This window comes from Sediminibacterium goheungense (genome assembly GCF_004361915.1).
Lineage (GTDB): Bacteria > Bacteroidota > Bacteroidia > Chitinophagales > Chitinophagaceae > Sediminibacterium > Sediminibacterium goheungense.
In genome coordinates this window covers 633,536-649,791 of record NZ_SNWP01000011.1, presented here as the reverse complement: position 1 = coordinate 649,791, position 16,256 = coordinate 633,536, and the positions used below count along the sequence as shown (strand labels likewise).

The window sequence follows — 16,256 nt, the reverse complement described above, 5'->3', positions numbered from 1 at the left end:
ATATTGGCATGTTATACCCCAAAATGACATTATTATGAAACAGCCAATATGGATACTAGCTGCTTTTGCGCTGCTCATAATGAGTTGCGGAAGAAAAAATCTACCTGCGAAAACAACCCATGTTGGCACTACCAACAAACCTGTTATTAAAGATGCTGACAATAAAATAAAAGAGACCATCAATATTCCCGAAACCAAAGAGAAGGAAGAGAAAACCGATACCAAAAAAACAGCTACTGAAACGCTATTACCCATGGTGGTCATTGATGGTATGGGTAATGTGATTACACCCAAAGAAAAACTTCCGGAAGAAATTGCCGCTAAAGCCGATTACAAAATACTAAGCAGGGCATTTACACCCAATCAACGTACGAATCTGATATATCGATATAAAATAGTACCTCCACGTATTCTTTTTGTACCCGACAATTATATTAAAACTACAGCCAGGGGTAAATATGTGGTATACAGGAAAAAATTCTGGTACTGGCAAAAAGAAGATGGACTGTTTTATCTGGATGAAACTTATTATAAATAGTAAACCAACAGATGTAAAATCTGTAATAGCGCAGTTACAAAAAAGGGCTCTTAGCAGAGCCCTTTTTTGTATGATAAACATATTTTACTTTCTAAGTGCGTATAGTTGTCGTTTTAGCAACATAGCAGCAGCATGATTCAATGCAATACCATCTGATTTTGTACCTTCCAGTACATAGCCGCCTGCATTGATATTTACACCGATTACTTTTTTGTTTGCATCTCTTTTAAACTGTGCTGTTCCATCATAAGCTGTTATGGTAAATAAATCCTCGCCTGCCTTAACCAGGGTTGAATTACCAACACTGGACCCCATTATCAGTCCTTCTCCTTCCATACTAACCACTACTTCCGTAACAATACTTCCTTCCGGAAATTTATATTTTCCTACAAAATCATTCAGTGTACTGTCTTTGGTTTGTGCTTGTACAAAAGCAACTGCACCCAGCAGCAGGCAAAGCATCATTAATTTTTTCATGTGTATCAGGTTTTAGTTATTAGCGTAACGGGTTTAGAACTGAAAAGTTACAAAATAAATATAAGAAATATATGATACCGAAATAGATTTATACAAATGTTTGGTTTTCAAAACTACCTAACTGGGTGTTTTATACAATTTCCCCCGTTTTACTTGTAAAAAAAACATTACAGGATGCATTTTACCTTTTTAAGATAATCATTCCTATACAATTACATTTCAGAACATCCAAAAACAGGATAGTTCTAGTAAGGGAAATTATTATGGCACTTTTATCCTCAATAAATCATACAAGCATAAAGGGCACAACAATTAAATAAACATCACAAATAAACAAATGCGGGTATTATTTTAATAACCGCATACCCTTACCAAACAATCGAAAATCTGTAATAAAGTCTTGGTCAATTTTCAATTATCCAATATTATATAGCAGCAAAATAGATTATATTTCCTGTATTAATAATGACGAAAAGCAATACAAAATGCGTTTCATATTCTGCTTACTTTTTTTAGGTGTCATTTCAATTTGCAAAGGTCAGGAAGAGTGTAACTGTAAGCCAGCAGATACGCTTAGGCAAATGATTGGCAAATATTATAATTCCGGAAAACTTGATTCTGCTGCATTTGTGCTTAACAAACTAAAATCGTCAACCAATAAAGCCTGTAAAATTGTTTTTCTGGACGGTCTTGGTCAGATCGCAGTTGCCAAGAAAAAATTTTCAGAGGCAAGAAATTATTTTCTGCAAGAAGAGGCTATTCAGGATGTATTAAACTGTAAAAAATTACGTATTCGATTTTATAATACACTGGCACGCTATTACCAGGAGGCTGGCTTCAGAGATAGTGTTTCGTTAGTAACAATTAAAGCATTAACATTGGCTGAAGAAGAAAAAGATTGGTATGCGGCAGCCCGCGCCAGTATTAACCTTGCTTCTATATTTCAACAGGAACAGCAATTCAGGCAGTATTTATTATACAGTCGAAAAGCACTTTCCGCTGCTAAATTATCTAAAGACAGCATTATACTTGCTGCTGTACTAACAAGGGCATCTGAAAGCTATTTCGAATCATACCAGCAAACAAAATTGAAAAGCTATCTCGACAGCAGCTACTTGCTTGCTTTGGAATGTATATCAATTTCAAGGAATAAGCCTGCCAACTTATTAGAACTTTCAGATGCTTATAATAAGATTAGTCAATATCATATTACAAGGCGAGAATTCGATATAGCAGTATCTTATGCTGACAGCGCCATTATAGCAAGTCCGAAAGGAGTCTTCGATTTTTACCGGCATTTATTAAACGCCTATAGTTCTAAAAGCGAAATATTCTTCCAGCTTAATAATTATAAGGATGCCAGAAATATGGCAGATTCTGCTTATCGCTATGCAATTCTTTTTAATAAGCAACTGGCTATACAACCCTTGAATACCATTTTTAGGAGTTCTAAGGCATTAAAAGATTTCAAAAGATCATCTGAGGCACAGGAAGAAATGATATATATAAGAGACAGTATCTATACAATGGAGAAAACGGCTACTATCAATGAGTTGGAAAAAAAATACACACAGGCTAAAAATGAAAAAACAATTCAAGAGCTGTCGTTACAAAAGAAAATTTATTTACTGCTGGCCCTTATAGCTTTACTGGCCATTGGTGTAATTGGTTTCTTTCTCCGTCAACAATCACTAAAACACAAACAGAAAGTATTAGAAACCGAACAAAGATTAAATCGGGCACGCATGAATCCGCATTTCTTTTTTAATGCGCTGGCTTCTATTCAGGGTTTACTACTTGAAAAAAAGGAAAGCTCTTTTATTATTTCGAATCTTGTAAAACTATCATCTTTAATGCGGAACACCCTTGAAAATAGTTACAAGGATTATATAACAATAGAACAGGAAATAGATTTCTTAAAACAATATCTTGATTTACAACTACTCCGATTTCCAGAAAGGTTCACATATACCATTTATACAGATGAGAATTTAGAAATAAATGAGCAGTATATGCCCTCTATGATATTACAACCAATGATTGAAAACAGTATTGAGCATGGGTTTATCAATATTAATTATACTGGTCATATTCATGTTGAATTTAAGCAACTGAATAATGAATTAGTGATCCAGATTACCGATAATGGAAGAGGACTTAAGAAAGAAGTCGGCCATCACAAATCTTCTCACATTTCAAGAGCGAGTCAAATAGTGAAGGATCGAATCTATTTATTGAATCTGGCTTTACAATCCAATGCCGGTTTTAGCATTACCGAAGGATCGAAAAATGAAGTAATTGTGTCTATCAGATTACCCGCTATATTCAGCAACCATACAGACTTGTAATTATTTAATTACAAGTCTGTATGCATAACCATTATTACCCGTTACTGTGGGTAATTCTGTCAATATACCATTTTTCCAAAAAACAGATTTGGCTCCATTATTGGCAGGATCAGGGACACTTCCAATTACGTATACATCATTACCATCTACACCAATACCATATACACTCACAGTGCCCTGAGCTGTAATATTACTCAGCATTGTAGGTATTCCATTTTTCCAACTAACTGCATTGTAAATATTTGAACCTGTAGATACAGCACCAGCAGTATATACATCAGCACCACTAACAGCTATACCATAACACCATCCGTTCGATGTACCGAGACTATTGATCGCTCCATTTTTCCAATATACAGGTTTCCCTTCCGAATCGCCGGCGCAAAAAATATCATTGCCTGATACAAGAATTCTGTGTACAGCAGAATAAGACCCTGCCCCTGAACTTAGTGTAACTGCAACTCCGTTTTTCCAATACTTCGGAAGACGGTTATAAGGGCTACCAGTTGCTGTTTCAAATCCCGCTATGTAAACATTGCCTCCTTCAATTATTAAATCATAAGGTCTGGCTTCAGTTGCAGAAGCCCCTGTATTTGTGGTAATAGATGTTACGGTACCATTCTTCCACTGTATAATCTTGGGGACACCCCCGGAAGGGAAATCGGTTCCTACCATATAGATATCATTGCCACTTACTGCAAGACAATTGTAATAGATCCCACTTGCCAATGGAACAGTTTGCAATTCTACACCATTTTTATAGATAACAGCCGCATACGCTCCACCTGAAATAGGTTGTTTGCTGGCTAAAACATATACATCTGTTCCTACCACTTCCAGATCTTCTCCATAAATTTTGGAAGTTGATGCATCACCTAAAGTTGCAGGCACATCATTCACAAAATACTTTATTGAGGCGTTATTGTTTGTGCTATTATACTCATTCGATAAAATGTATCGTTTCTTCAATGCTGGCTGCACTTCATTTTTACTACTACAGGCTGAAAGTAACAAAGCGGTTATTGTGCTAATGATCAGGTTTACATGTATTCTTTTCATGCAGAGAATTTTATTGTTTTTTGCCTAAATATTTATATGCTTAGCTGGCTTAACAACGTGAAAGAATAGATAATGAAATACCTATACTGCAGGTCTTCCGTTTCACCAAGGTCTTGGTTTACTGATTTCGATTCTTTTTAATCAATGCTACCAAAGATTTATTATCGGGATATGAGAGTAGTACTTGCTTCGCTTTCTGAATCACTTCATCCACGCCTTCAACCGAGGGAAAGACCTTTCTGATAGCTTCCAGATAGCTAATGGTACTTTTTATGGCCTGAATACTACCTCTTGCCCTACAAATCAGATTTTCGATAGGGGCAGTAGCATCAGTTGCAAATGTACCCTGCTGTTCAATAAAGTTGATATGGTAGTCAATATCTGTTGCTTGAGATGAAACCCCCTTTTTTTTAAAATCATTCTCGGCTTTAGTCATTTGTTTTACGTCTGTTCTCCCAGACATAAACTGTGCAACAAACTCAGTAAACTGATTGATACGGGTATCACTCAATTGGGTATATTCAGAACAGGGGGATGATGTAAAGTAGTCACGTAATACTTCTGGCTGTACAAAATTCATCAGGAACTTCGCTGTTCTTTTTCCAACTGCCGTATCCTGAAGTATCTTTATATAAGGATTTGCATTTGAATCAAATTTCGGATTGCCACCCCTGGTTTGTGCAAATGCTTTGGTTAGCAGACAACATAGCGCTAAAACCAGAAAAGCTGTTTTTCTCATTTCTCAAGTTCTTTATTTATTCAGATTTGCACAATCAAGTGCTATTGGATGTGTTGGCATAATTAACAAAGGCGCACTGTATTTTCCGCCTCCCTCATATGTAGATCTTGCATAGCCACTGGCAATTGCACAGGTTCCATCTGCTTTTTTAATTGCAATATTTACTTCCACTTCTTTGTGTAAAGGAATATCCAAAGCATTTTTTTCAAGCGTCCAGAGACTTGTAATATGAACTTTGGTTACAAGTAATCTCTCTGATTCCCAGATAGATTCATATTGCTTCTTCACACTGGCTTCCAAAGCAGCATCTGTAAAAACTGCCTTTTTCATCCGTAGATTTTTTACGTATTCAGCCTGATTCTTTTCAATCTTTAACATATAAGCTTCTCTGCTGCCATATTTTTCGATAGCAGATTTTACCTCTTCCAACTTATCCTCTAATGACAATGCTTCAGGATATACTTTCATTGCCGAAATAATAAATGCCTTATACAGATATAGATCCTGCAAAAAAGAAACCGTACTCAATGAACGCCAGTTTTTGTAGCCATCTTCGGCTTTCGCAATTGCACTCTTTAAACCTATCATCTGGCTTGTGACATCATTATATGCCGACTTGGTAATAATTGCGGTAGGCTTTGATTGAATAAATGCTTCTATTTTCTGCTCATATTCTTTGATTACCTGGTCACTCTTCATAAGAGCCTCTGACACTACTGATTTATCTTCTGCCTTGTCGCCAGGCACATTCAATTTGCCGTTTTTGAAAATGAAAGGATCCTTAAATAAGATATCGACATACTTCAAGGTTGCCTGAGCCCCATCACGTGTATATGTTGATCTTTGTGCCGAAATTTCGATAACAAGGAGGAACGCAAAAGAGAAAAGAAATGTTGTAAGCTTCATAGGTCTTAGTAATCAATTAACTGAAGTAAAAATATTCCGTTAATTACTCGTATCTTTTGACTATTAACTCATGCAAGCACTTAATTATTAAATGCAGAAACTTGATAGATAAGTGATTAATAAATAGTTTTGTTGCTCATATTGAAGTATGACCATATTACTCATCGATAACGAAATATCTCTCAGGAATACCTTAAAAGAGCTTATAAAACTTACCGGCTTTAGCTTTACCAGCATTATTGAGGCATCAGGTGTAAAAGAGGGTATCCAGCAAATACAAGATGCCAACCCTGATATTGTTTTTCTGGATATAGAAATGGAAGATGGAAGTGGATTTGATCTAATGAAGAAAATAGCCAATCCTCAATTCCAGTTAATATTTGTAACCGCCCATGATCAATACGCAATTGACGCCTTTAAATTCAGTGCAATTGACTATTTACTAAAACCTGTTGATCCAGACAACCTTAAGATTAGCTTAGAAAAAGCTTCAGCAAATATTAAAACGAAACTATTGAGTGATCAGATTGATGTTCTTTTACAACAACTATCAGGTAAAACAGACAGAGATAAACGTATCGTACTAAGGGATATTGATAATATCTACTTTGTAAAAGTAAGCGACATATTATACTGCATGGCAGATGGCACTTACACACGCTTCTATCTTCAAAATCAAAAGGATATACTCGTTTCAAAAAACCTGAAAGAGTATGAAAACCTACTGGAACCACTTGGTTTTTTAAGGACACATCATTCCTATCTGGTTAACCCCGATAAAATCAATATGTATGATAAATCTGAAGGTGGCTCATTAATTTTAGATGGAGGAATAACAGTTCCTGTATCTCAGCGAAAAAAAGAGACAATCATAAGTATTCTGGAAAGAAAGAATTTATAGCAATAAGATTTCATCACTCACTATTTTCCAGCAGTATCCCTTCTTCTACTATAGTAGACCAGGTATCAGTTTAACCCAGTCCTTCATACACTAACGCTGCTCCCTGTCCAACGCCCACACACATAGTAGCCAGACCATACTTAGATTTCCGGCGATTCATTTCATGCAGTAGCGTCGTTGAAATACGCACACCGCTACAACCCAATGGGTGCCCGATGGCAATAGAACCTCCGTTTACATTTACTTTTTGTGGATCGAGCTCAAGGTCTTTCATACATGCCAGACTTTGTGAAGCAAAAGCTTCATTCAACTCAATCAGATCAAGATCTTTTACAGATAACCCTGCTCTTATCAATGCTTTTTGAGAAGCCGGTACCGGTCCTATTCCCATAATAGCCGGGTCAACACCAGCCACACCCATACTTACCACCCTGGCTATGGGTTGCAGGTTAAAAAGTTTTACCGCTTCTTCACTGGCCAGTATCATGGCTGCGGCCCCATCATTAATACCCGATGAATTGCCGGCTGTAACTGTACCGTCTTTGGCAAAAGCCGGTTTTAATGCTGTGAGTTTTTCAATAGATGTTTCTCTCGGATGTTCATCCTGATTGAACCAGGAAATCAACCTGTCATTAATCATTTCAACTGCTACTATTTCATCTTCCCATTTACCGGCTGCCAGTGCTGCAAAATATTTTTGCTGCGATGATAATGCAAATGCATCCTGTTCATCACGCGTCAGCTTCCAGTCTCTGGCAACATTCTCTGCTGTCTCTCCCATACTATAAGGATGGTACATGGATGCCAGTTTCTTATTTATAAAGCGCCAACCAATAGTCGTATCAAACGTTTCTACTTTCCTGCTAAAAGCCCCTTCTGCTTTAGCCGTTACAAAAGGTGCACGCGTCATGCTTTCTACACCACCAGCAATGTATAACATACCTTCACCGCACATAATAGCACGTGATGCATCCATCACCGCCTGCAATCCGCTGGCGCACAAACGATTTACTGTATTACCACCTACGGTTACCGGCAGCCCGGCGAGTAAGGCGGCCATTCTTGCCACATCCCTGTTATCTTCACCCGCCTGATTGGCCGCACCTGCAATTACATCTTCAAAAGCTGAGGGATCAATCGTATTATTTCGTTGTAATAATGCCGTAATTACATGTGCCAAAAGATCATCCGGACGAATGGAGCTCAATTTCCCGCCATATCGTCCAATCGGTGTACGAACCGCATCTATAACATAACAAGCATTCATAGTATTCATAATTGATGCGCAAGATAGCGGAATAGGAAATAAGGAATAAGGAATGAGGAAGTGAAATATGGCTTATGCAAGCTGTATACGCCTGATCTATCATTTACTTTTACTTTTTCTGTTCCTTATTTCTTATTCCTTATTTCTCTGTTTCTTGGGTATCTTTGCAGGATGAATACGGAATTACCAAATATCAGGCACCTGAGTATCAATGACTTGGAAGATTATTTCAATGGCATTGGGGAGAAAAAATTCAGGGTAAAACAGGTGCATGAGTGGTTATGGCAAAAGCATGCCCATAGTTTTGAGGATATGACCAACCTGAGTAAGGACCTTCGTGCGAGACTTGCCCAGAGCTTCAGTTTACCGGCTTTACGGGTTGATGCAGTTCAATATAGTGAAGATGGTACCATTAAAAGCCGTTTCCGTACCCATGACAATCACCTTGTAGAAGGCGTATTGATTCCTACCGACGAAAGAAAAACCGCCTGTGTTTCTTCTCAGATAGGTTGCAGCCTCAGCTGCAAGTTCTGCGCAACCGGGTATATGGATCGCAAACGCAACCTCACTTTCGATGAGATTTATGATCAGGTAGTATTGATCAACAAGGAAAGTGAAGAAAAATTTCAGAAGAAATTATCCAATATTGTTTTTATGGGTATGGGCGAGCCCCTGCTCAACTACGGCAATGTAATGAAAGCCATTGAACGCATTTCAGCTGAAGATGGCTTGTTTATGAGTCCGAGAAGAATTACTGTTTCTACCGCTGGGGTAGCCAAAGCCATCCGCAAACTGGGTGATGACCAGGTTCGTTTTAAGTTGGCACTCTCTTTACATGCAGCCAATGATGTGAAGCGTAATGAAATTATGCCGATCAATGAAACCAATAATATCAAAGTACTCATCGATGCCCTGAATTATTTCTACAAACAAACGGGTAACGAAATTACATTTGAATATATACTCTTCAAGAATTTCAATGATTCACAAAAAGATGCTGAGGAACTGATAAAAATTTATCGCCAGGTACCTGCAGACTTAGTGAACATTATAGAATACAACCCGATAGACGCTTTCCGGTTCACCAAACCAGATGAAGAAGGCATTCAAAACTTTATGCAGTTTCTCGAATCAAACCGTGTTAACGCAAGATTAAGAAGAAGCCGTGGAAAAGATATAGATGCCGCCTGCGGACAATTGGCGAATAAAGGATAAAGAAGAAAGCTTTCAGCTTATACTCTCCATTCCTCCTGTTGTAAAACAGTAAATCAAAAAAAATGAAAAAAAGAACCGACAATTTCGACAAGTTTGCCAGTAAGAAAAAAGGCAGTGCCATTAAAGAAGCGTTTCGCCAGGAAAAAAAGAAAATAAAAGCCGAAGCCAGAGCCGCAGGTGAAGAAATGCGGAAGAAGAAGATAGAGAAAATAAGAGGCGAGCAGGAGAAAGCTACCAGTTTCAGGCCACAAACTACAGGTAAGGGAAAAGCTACGGGTTTTGAGTCGCGAGCTACGAGCCAAAAGGCTGGAAAAAAATATCCCGATACAAAATCAAAGAATTCAGCGAAAGATGCAATAGCTCCCAATATTCCTGTTCAGGGTAATGGTTCAGATGAGCAGATGCCTTTGAATAAGTTTATTGCACATGCAGGTGTGTGCGGCCGAAGAGAAGCGGCAGAACTGGTTAAAGAAGGTAAAGTAACCGTAAACGGCGATAAGGTATTTGAACCCGGTTATAAAGTTTCCGGTAAAGACAAAGTAATCGTAAAAGGCAAACAGGTATTTCTGCAAAGAAATGCGGTATACATCCTGCTCAATAAACCCAAAGATTATATTACTACAGCCAATGATCCGCAAGGACGTAAAACGGTTTTAGACCTTATTAAAAACGCCACACCGGAAAGAGTATATCCGGTAGGTCGCCTGGATAGAAACACAACCGGTGTACTCATTCTTACCAATGACGGAGAACTCGCACAAAAACTTACCCATCCATCTTTTGAGGTAAAGAAAATTTATGAGGTTACACTAGATAAACCTGTTATTAAAAAAGACCTTGAAGCCATTGTAAGTGGTATTACCCTGGAAGATGGCTTTATTCAAGCCGATTCAGTTGGTTATGCCGACGATAAACAAAAAAATATTGTGGGCATTGAAATACACAGTGGCCGCAACCGTATCGTTCGTCGCATATTTGAACACCTGGGCTATGATGTGAAAGGGCTTGATCGCGTCATGTTTGCCAACCTCACCAAAAAGAATGTTGACCGTGGCAAGTGGCGCTTCCTGAATGAGAAAGAAGTGAGGTTATTGAAGTTTATGAATAAATCTTTCGTAAGAAAAGCCAAGTAAAATTGAAAGGGGTTAGGCGTTAGGTATTAGAAAAAACAACTCCATAAACCCTAACACCTAATGCCTAACACCTAATACCTAACACCTACCATGCGCCCCGATATTATTTTTGAAAACGATTTTTTTGTAGCAGTGAATAAACCATCCGGTCTACTGAGTATTCCAGATCGTTTAGGACAGGAACTTTCGTTAAAAGATATCCTGAAATCCAGGTATGAAAATATTTATACCGTTCACCGTTTGGATAAAGATACCAGTGGTATCATTGTTTTTGCAAAAAACGAAGAATCGCATAAACAACTTTCACAATTATTTGAAGGCAGGGATGTAGAGAAATTTTACCTGGGTCTGGTTCATGGTAAATTGATCAATGAAACCGGTAGTATTGACGCTTCTATTATGGAGCATCCCGGAAAGACCGGAAAAATGATCACGCATGTAAAAGGTAAAGCTTCTCTTACTGACTATACTGTTTTGGAAAGTTTTCGATTATACAGCTGGCTGCAATTTCAGATTCATACCGGCCGTACACACCAGATACGTGTTCATATGCAACACCTGGGACACCCGATCGTTTGCGACGAGTTATACGGTGATCCCGCTCCTATTTTGTTATCTGCTTTAAAGAAGAAATTCAAATTATCAAAGCATGATGAAGAGGAAAGACCGTTGATGGGCAGACTGGCACTTCATTCTCACAAATTGAGTTTTAGTCTGAATGGAGAAAAATTCGAGCTTGAAGCCGAATTACCCAAAGACCTGCGGGCTATGCTGGCGCAGTTGAGAAAACTAAAATAACAGAGAAACAAGAAATAAAGAATAAGAAATGAGAAAGGATTAATCTTCTACTTCCTTATTTCTTATTCCTTATTCCTTATTTGATATTTCTTATTCCCTATTCCTGTTTATACACCACTCCATTCTTCATTACAAATTTTACTTTACCCATAGAGCGGATATCTTTTACCGGATCGCCATCAATCGCAACAATATCTGCCAGCTTATCTTTTTCAATTACGCCGATTCTGTCATCCCCTAATAAATCAGCGGCATATAAGGTAGCTGAGCGAATGGTTTCCAAAGCGGACATACCGCCCTCATTCATATACACAAACTCAAGCCAGTTTTTACCATGTGCATATACACCTGCATCTGTACCGAAAGCTATTTTGACACCCGCTTTATAGGCATTGGCAAATGTTCCCTGAATTTTTGGGCCAATAGCCAATGCTTTGGGTGTTACCAGTTCATGATAATAGCCAGGTTTCTTTGCTGAATCTGCTACTGATCTTCCTGCAGTAATTGTAGGAACATAATAGGTTCCCATTTTTTTCATCAGTTCCATCACTTCTTCCGTCATATAAGTACCATGTTCAATAGAATTCACACCTGCATTTACCGCACGCTTCATGGCTTCTGTACCATGACAGTGTGCAGCGACTTTAAAACCATAGTCTTTTGCAGTGGCTACAATTGCCTTGATTTCTGCTTCTGTAAACTGTGGATTCTCACCGCTCTTGGCCACACTCAATACACCACCCGATGCAGTTATTTTAATGACATCACTGCCTTCCTTATAACGCTGACGCACTGCTTTAGCGGCTTCATCCGGACCATTTACCACACCCGCTTCCGGACCAGGATCGCCCATCAGATCTCTTCTGTATCCATTAGTGGGATCAGCATGCCCACCGGTTGTCGCAATCGATTTTCCGGCAGTATATACACGAGGTCCTTTAATCAATCCTTTGTTAATGGCGTTACGCAAAGAAATATTCACGCCACTTCCACCCAGATCCCGTACAGCAGTAAAACCTGTCATTAATGTTCTTTCTGCAAAAACAACAGATTGATACGCATAATCTGCAGGATTAAAAGTGAAGGTTTCCATGTATTTACCTGGATTGGTTTCACTTTCCATATGCACATGCATATCAATTAAACCCGGCATTACAGTTTTCGATTTCAGGTCAATCACCTTATCCCCAGCTCCTGCTACTGCATAACCCTTCAGCACATCAACAATTTTATTACCTTCTGTAATAATGGTCATTTCTTTAAGCAGCTGAAGATTTCTTACATCTACCATCTGTCCGCAATGAATCACATTTCGCTGTGATGTGGCTGCTGATAATATCAATACGCCTACAATGAGGGATAACATTTTTCTCATGGTGAAATTTTACTATTTTATGTAGTAAGATACAGAATGTTTTTTACTCCGAAATTTTCATTACATAGGAATAAATACAGTGTACTGAGCCTACACTTTCAACCCTCTTTTTTCTTCACCGTTCTGGCTTTTTGAAGTAATGCTTTGCCAAATTTATTTTTCACATCATCAATCGCTTTATAGAGTTCATTTTTCTTTTCAGCATCATCAAATAAACTCCCCTGTACCGCATGATTAGTAAGCTCACTCAGACGAACGCCTAATAACCGTACCGGTTGCCCTTTACGGTATAGTTTATGAAAAAGATCGATAGCTACAGGTATCAACTCATCATCCCGTAAAGTATAATCAATGGTAGTTTGGCGTGAAGTAGTTTCAAAATCGGGGTAGCGTATTTTGACTGCTATACATCCGGTGAGTTTATCATCCTGCCTCAACTCATACGCCACTTTTTCCGTCATACGAACTAGCTCACTCAACAGAAAATTTACATCCGTCTTGTTTTCTTCAAAAGTATTTTCTGTAGATATAGACTTGGCCTCATGGTAAGCATGTACCTGCCCTTCATGTATACCCTGAGATTTATACCAAAGATCCGTTCCCCATTTACCCAATTTCTTCTCGAGTACTTCTATGGCTGTTTCACTAACATCTTTGATGGTATGAATACCCATCGACTGTAAGGTTTTGAAAGTGCTTTCTCCCACACCTGAAAATTTGCTGACAGGTAGTGGCGCAAGAAAAGCCTTTTCCATACCAGGCTTTATAAAAAGGTATCCATTGGGCTTTGCTTCATCCGTTGCTATTTTAGCAACCATTTTATTCGTAGCCAGACCGAATGAAATGGGCAACTGTGTTTTTTCAATAATTTCTGTTCGTAAATCGATGGTCCACTGATAGGGATCAAAAAAACGATCCATACCTGTAAGGTCTATATAGAATTCATCAATAGAAGCCTTCTCAAACAAAGGTGCTTTGGCGGCAATAATTTCTGTTACCCAACGCGAATAACGGCTATACTCACCTCTGGTTCCCCGAACCAATATAGCATGCGGACATAACCGCATTGCGGTTTTCATAGGCATAGCACTTTTTACACCGAATTTACGTGCCTCATAACTGCAGGTAGTAACCACCCCTCTATCGCGTGAGCCTCCCACAATAACCGCTTTCCCTTTTAAAGAGGGGTCATTGAGCATCTCTACACTTACAAAAAAAGAGTCGAGATCAAAATGCGCTATATATCGTTGCGGATCGGCCATCAGAAGCTAAGATAAAAATTTAAGTTCGCCCATTTGCTAACAATCCCCCATTTATGTGATTGTAACAATGACCGGTGTTTGTACGTTTGACCCTTAAATTTCTCAGATGAAAATCCTGATCATCCTTTTTCTATCAATAGTAACAACCGCAGCAGTGAGTCAACCCTCTATTGCCTATGAAGAAAAGCATCCGGCTGGTTTCTATTATCAGAAAATTGCCAAAGAAAAGGTACGCAATGATGTTACTTTCTGGCTGGAAACCATGGAAGCCTCACATGTTAATCTCTATCATTTTATAAGCAAACAGCAATTAACTGCCTTAGGCAACCAGTTACTCAATGAATACAGCGATAGCCTGAATCATTTTCAAATCGTTTTTCTATTCAGTAAACTTAGTGCTGCCTTAAATGAGGGCCATCTGGGTCTGGTAAGCAGTCGTATTACAGATAGCCTGTATAATAACAGTTTACGTTTCCCTTTTATGATCCGGAAAGCAGAAAAAGATGCATGGCGTATTTCTTATGATCTGAGTGCTGCTCAGCAGCTGGAAATGAATGACCGCATTGTAAGTATAAATGGTATCACAGTTGAAGAACTCAATAAACGATACCTGCAATTATTTGGTGGTCTGGATACCTGGAAATATGAACAGGTAGGTTTTTACAGCCGGAAGCTTTTATTTCTGGATGGTATTCATAGTCCATTTCAGATCGAAGCCATTAAAGAAAATGGAGAAAAGAGAAGCGTTACAGTAGCTGGTTTTTCAAGAGCACAGGCCGATAGTATCAATCGTGCTCTGGCCGCCAAAATGAATAGCCAGGGCAATAAGCCCTATGAATTTCGTTTTTTAACGAACCAGATCGGATACCTCAATTACAGAAGTATGCGCAACGATAAAGCGGAACCTTTTGAAAAATTTCTCGATGAAACTTTCCAGCAATTAAAAGACAGCAGTGCGAAAGGATTAATTATTGACCTGCGTGAAAATGGTGGCGGAGATTCTCAGCTGGGAGAATTGCTGATTCGATACTTTAACCGAAAGCCTTATATTTTGGCCGGTGGGATGAAATGGAAAATAAGTGCCCCCTATAAAACCTTTCTGAAAGGACAGACAAATTATAATGAAGCAGACAACAGGTTTTATATGAGCCAGAAAGATGGCGATACCTATATTTACATCAACCAGCAGTTAACACAGCCCGAGGCCAGAGAACCTTTCTTTTCCGGAAAAGTGGCTTTTCTGATTGGCACAGGTACTTTTTCAAGTGCCAATATGTTGGCAGATGGTGTAGTGAGTTATCAGCTGGCTAAAACCTTTGGAGAACCTACGGGCGAATCACCGAATGATTTTGGTGAGATGTTCAATTTCATGTTACCCAATAGTTATATCATTGCCAGGGGTTCTACAAAAATGTTTACCAGGGCCAATAAGGATGAAAAGGATTTTGGACCCGTTGTTCCGGATGTTATCGTAAAACCGAATGCCAACGATCTCAGACAGAAAAAAGACAGGGTATTGGAAACAGCCGTAAATTGGATATTAAACTAATGATCCGATTTTGAATACCGATCGTAACACTTTAACGGAACTAAGGCAATTCTGCCATAACATTCATCCTTTACAGGACCATGAATGGGATGATTTTGCGAACTGCTGGCAACCCTATACTGCGAAAAGAAAAACCATACTTACCAAACAAGGCGAAACAGAACGGTACTTATATTTTGTAACAGAAGGCGTACAAAGGGCTTTTTATGCTGGCGATGATGAAAAAGAGGCTACGATTGTTTTCACTTACCCTTTTTCTTTTTCAGGCGTAGCAGATTCTTTCTTAACACAAACCCCATCACGTTATTTTTTGGAAACACTTACCGCTAGTGAATTTATCAGAACCACCTATCAACAGGTAAATGATCTGATGTTACGTTACCATAATTTCGAAACCCTGATCAGAAAAGCTACTGCTTTCTCACTCGCCGGCGTTTTGGAGAGACAGATTGAATTACAATGTTTTTCGGCTGAAGAGAAATTCAAAGTACTCCTCAAACGAAGTCCGCATGTACTAAGATTGATTCCGCATAAATACCTCGCTTCTTATTTAGGAATTGATGCTACTACCTTTAGTAAATTGCTTGGGAGGGTGAGGCTTTGAATGGTGAATGGTGAATTGTCAATTGTTAATGAGAATAGAGTGAGTAGTGAGTAATTTAGTGGCCTATATTCAGCATTGACTACTG

Annotated in this window: 15 protein-coding genes; 8 read left to right on the top strand and 7 right to left on the bottom strand. The window is 38.7% G+C overall.

The genetic code is table 11. From position 1 onward, the window contains the following. The first annotated feature begins 34 nt into the window (after positions 1-34). A complete protein-coding gene (locus BC659_RS10530) occupies positions 35-538 on the top strand; it encodes a hypothetical protein (RefSeq protein WP_133474716.1) in 504 nt (167 codons plus the stop codon). Between the two features lie 84 nt (positions 539-622). On the opposite strand, the gene BC659_RS10525 is transcribed toward BC659_RS10530, so the two are convergent. After that, positions 623-1,015, bottom strand: coding sequence for a hypothetical protein (locus tag BC659_RS10525; protein ID WP_133474715.1), 393 nt, complete (start codon positions 1,013-1,015; stop codon positions 623-625). Positions 1,016-1,500: 485 nt separating this feature from the next. On the opposite strand from BC659_RS10525, the gene BC659_RS10520 reads away from it, so the two are divergent. After that, positions 1,501-3,363, top strand: coding sequence for a histidine kinase (locus BC659_RS10520; RefSeq protein ID WP_133474714.1), 1,863 nt, complete (start codon positions 1,501-1,503; stop codon positions 3,361-3,363). Here BC659_RS10520 and BC659_RS10515 read toward each other — a convergent pair whose 3' ends face one another. The 3 genes from BC659_RS10515 to BC659_RS10505 all read right to left on the bottom strand — a co-directional run bounded on the left by BC659_RS10515 (position 3,364) and on the right by BC659_RS10505 (position 6,067). Beyond that, on the bottom strand, positions 3,364-4,422 hold the full coding sequence (locus BC659_RS10515; RefSeq protein ID WP_133474713.1) for a hypothetical protein: 1,059 nt from the start codon (positions 4,420-4,422) through the stop codon (positions 3,364-3,366). 118 nt (positions 4,423-4,540) lie between these two features. After that, the gene (locus BC659_RS10510) at positions 4,541-5,161 is read right to left on the bottom strand and encodes a hypothetical protein (protein ID WP_133474712.1); all 621 of its coding nucleotides are present in this window, start codon (positions 5,159-5,161) and stop codon (positions 4,541-4,543) included. Between the two features lie 12 nt (positions 5,162-5,173). After that, on the bottom strand, positions 5,174-6,067 hold the full coding sequence (locus BC659_RS10505) for a hypothetical protein (RefSeq protein WP_133474711.1): 894 nt from the start codon (positions 6,065-6,067) through the stop codon (positions 5,174-5,176). A 148-nt stretch (positions 6,068-6,215) separates the two neighbouring features. On the opposite strand from BC659_RS10505, the gene BC659_RS10500 reads away from it, so the two are divergent. After that, on the top strand, positions 6,216-6,968 hold the full coding sequence (locus BC659_RS10500) for a LytR/AlgR family response regulator transcription factor (RefSeq protein WP_133474710.1): 753 nt from the start codon (positions 6,216-6,218) through the stop codon (positions 6,966-6,968). Between the two features lie 70 nt (positions 6,969-7,038). Here the strand turns inward: BC659_RS10500 and BC659_RS10495 are convergent, their stop codons facing one another. Further along, the gene (locus BC659_RS10495) at positions 7,039-8,244 is read right to left on the bottom strand and encodes a thiolase family protein (protein WP_246027122.1); all 1,206 of its coding nucleotides are present in this window, start codon (positions 8,242-8,244) and stop codon (positions 7,039-7,041) included. Between the two features lie 162 nt (positions 8,245-8,406). Here BC659_RS10495 and rlmN point away from each other — a divergent pair, with 162 nt between their 5' ends. The 3 genes from rlmN to BC659_RS10480 all read left to right on the top strand — a co-directional run bounded on the left by rlmN (position 8,407) and on the right by BC659_RS10480 (position 11,381). Next, entirely contained in the window at positions 8,407-9,450 is a 1,044-nt protein-coding gene (gene rlmN / locus BC659_RS10490) for a dual-specificity RNA methyltransferase RlmN (RefSeq protein WP_133474709.1), read from the top strand. A 62-nt stretch (positions 9,451-9,512) separates the two neighbouring features. Then, positions 9,513-10,583: a pseudouridine synthase gene (locus tag BC659_RS10485; RefSeq protein ID WP_133474708.1), complete on the top strand. Its 1,071-nt coding sequence runs from the start codon at positions 9,513-9,515 to the stop codon at positions 10,581-10,583. 90 nt (positions 10,584-10,673) lie between these two features. After that, a complete protein-coding gene (locus tag BC659_RS10480; protein WP_133474707.1) occupies positions 10,674-11,381 on the top strand; it encodes an RluA family pseudouridine synthase in 708 nt (235 codons plus the stop codon). Positions 11,382-11,478: 97 nt separating this feature from the next. On the opposite strand, the gene BC659_RS10475 is transcribed toward BC659_RS10480, so the two are convergent. Both BC659_RS10475 and dinB read right to left on the bottom strand, forming a co-directional pair. Beyond that, a complete protein-coding gene (locus BC659_RS10475; RefSeq protein WP_133474706.1) occupies positions 11,479-12,756 on the bottom strand; it encodes a metal-dependent hydrolase family protein in 1,278 nt (425 codons plus the stop codon). Between the two features lie 98 nt (positions 12,757-12,854). Next, complete coding sequence (gene dinB, locus BC659_RS10470; protein ID WP_133474705.1) at positions 12,855-14,018, bottom strand: DNA polymerase IV; 1,164 nt, start codon at positions 14,016-14,018, stop codon at positions 12,855-12,857. Between the two features lie 106 nt (positions 14,019-14,124). On the opposite strand from dinB, the gene BC659_RS10465 reads away from it, so the two are divergent. Together BC659_RS10465 and BC659_RS10460 are read left to right on the top strand one after the other, a co-directional pair. After that, positions 14,125-15,567 (top strand): S41 family peptidase, encoded by a 1,443-nt coding sequence (locus tag BC659_RS10465; RefSeq protein WP_133474704.1) that lies wholly within the window; start codon positions 14,125-14,127, stop codon positions 15,565-15,567. A 10-nt stretch (positions 15,568-15,577) separates the two neighbouring features. After that, the gene (locus BC659_RS10460) at positions 15,578-16,171 is read left to right on the top strand and encodes a Crp/Fnr family transcriptional regulator (protein WP_133474703.1); all 594 of its coding nucleotides are present in this window, start codon (positions 15,578-15,580) and stop codon (positions 16,169-16,171) included. The last annotated feature ends 85 nt before the right edge of the window (positions 16,172-16,256 follow it).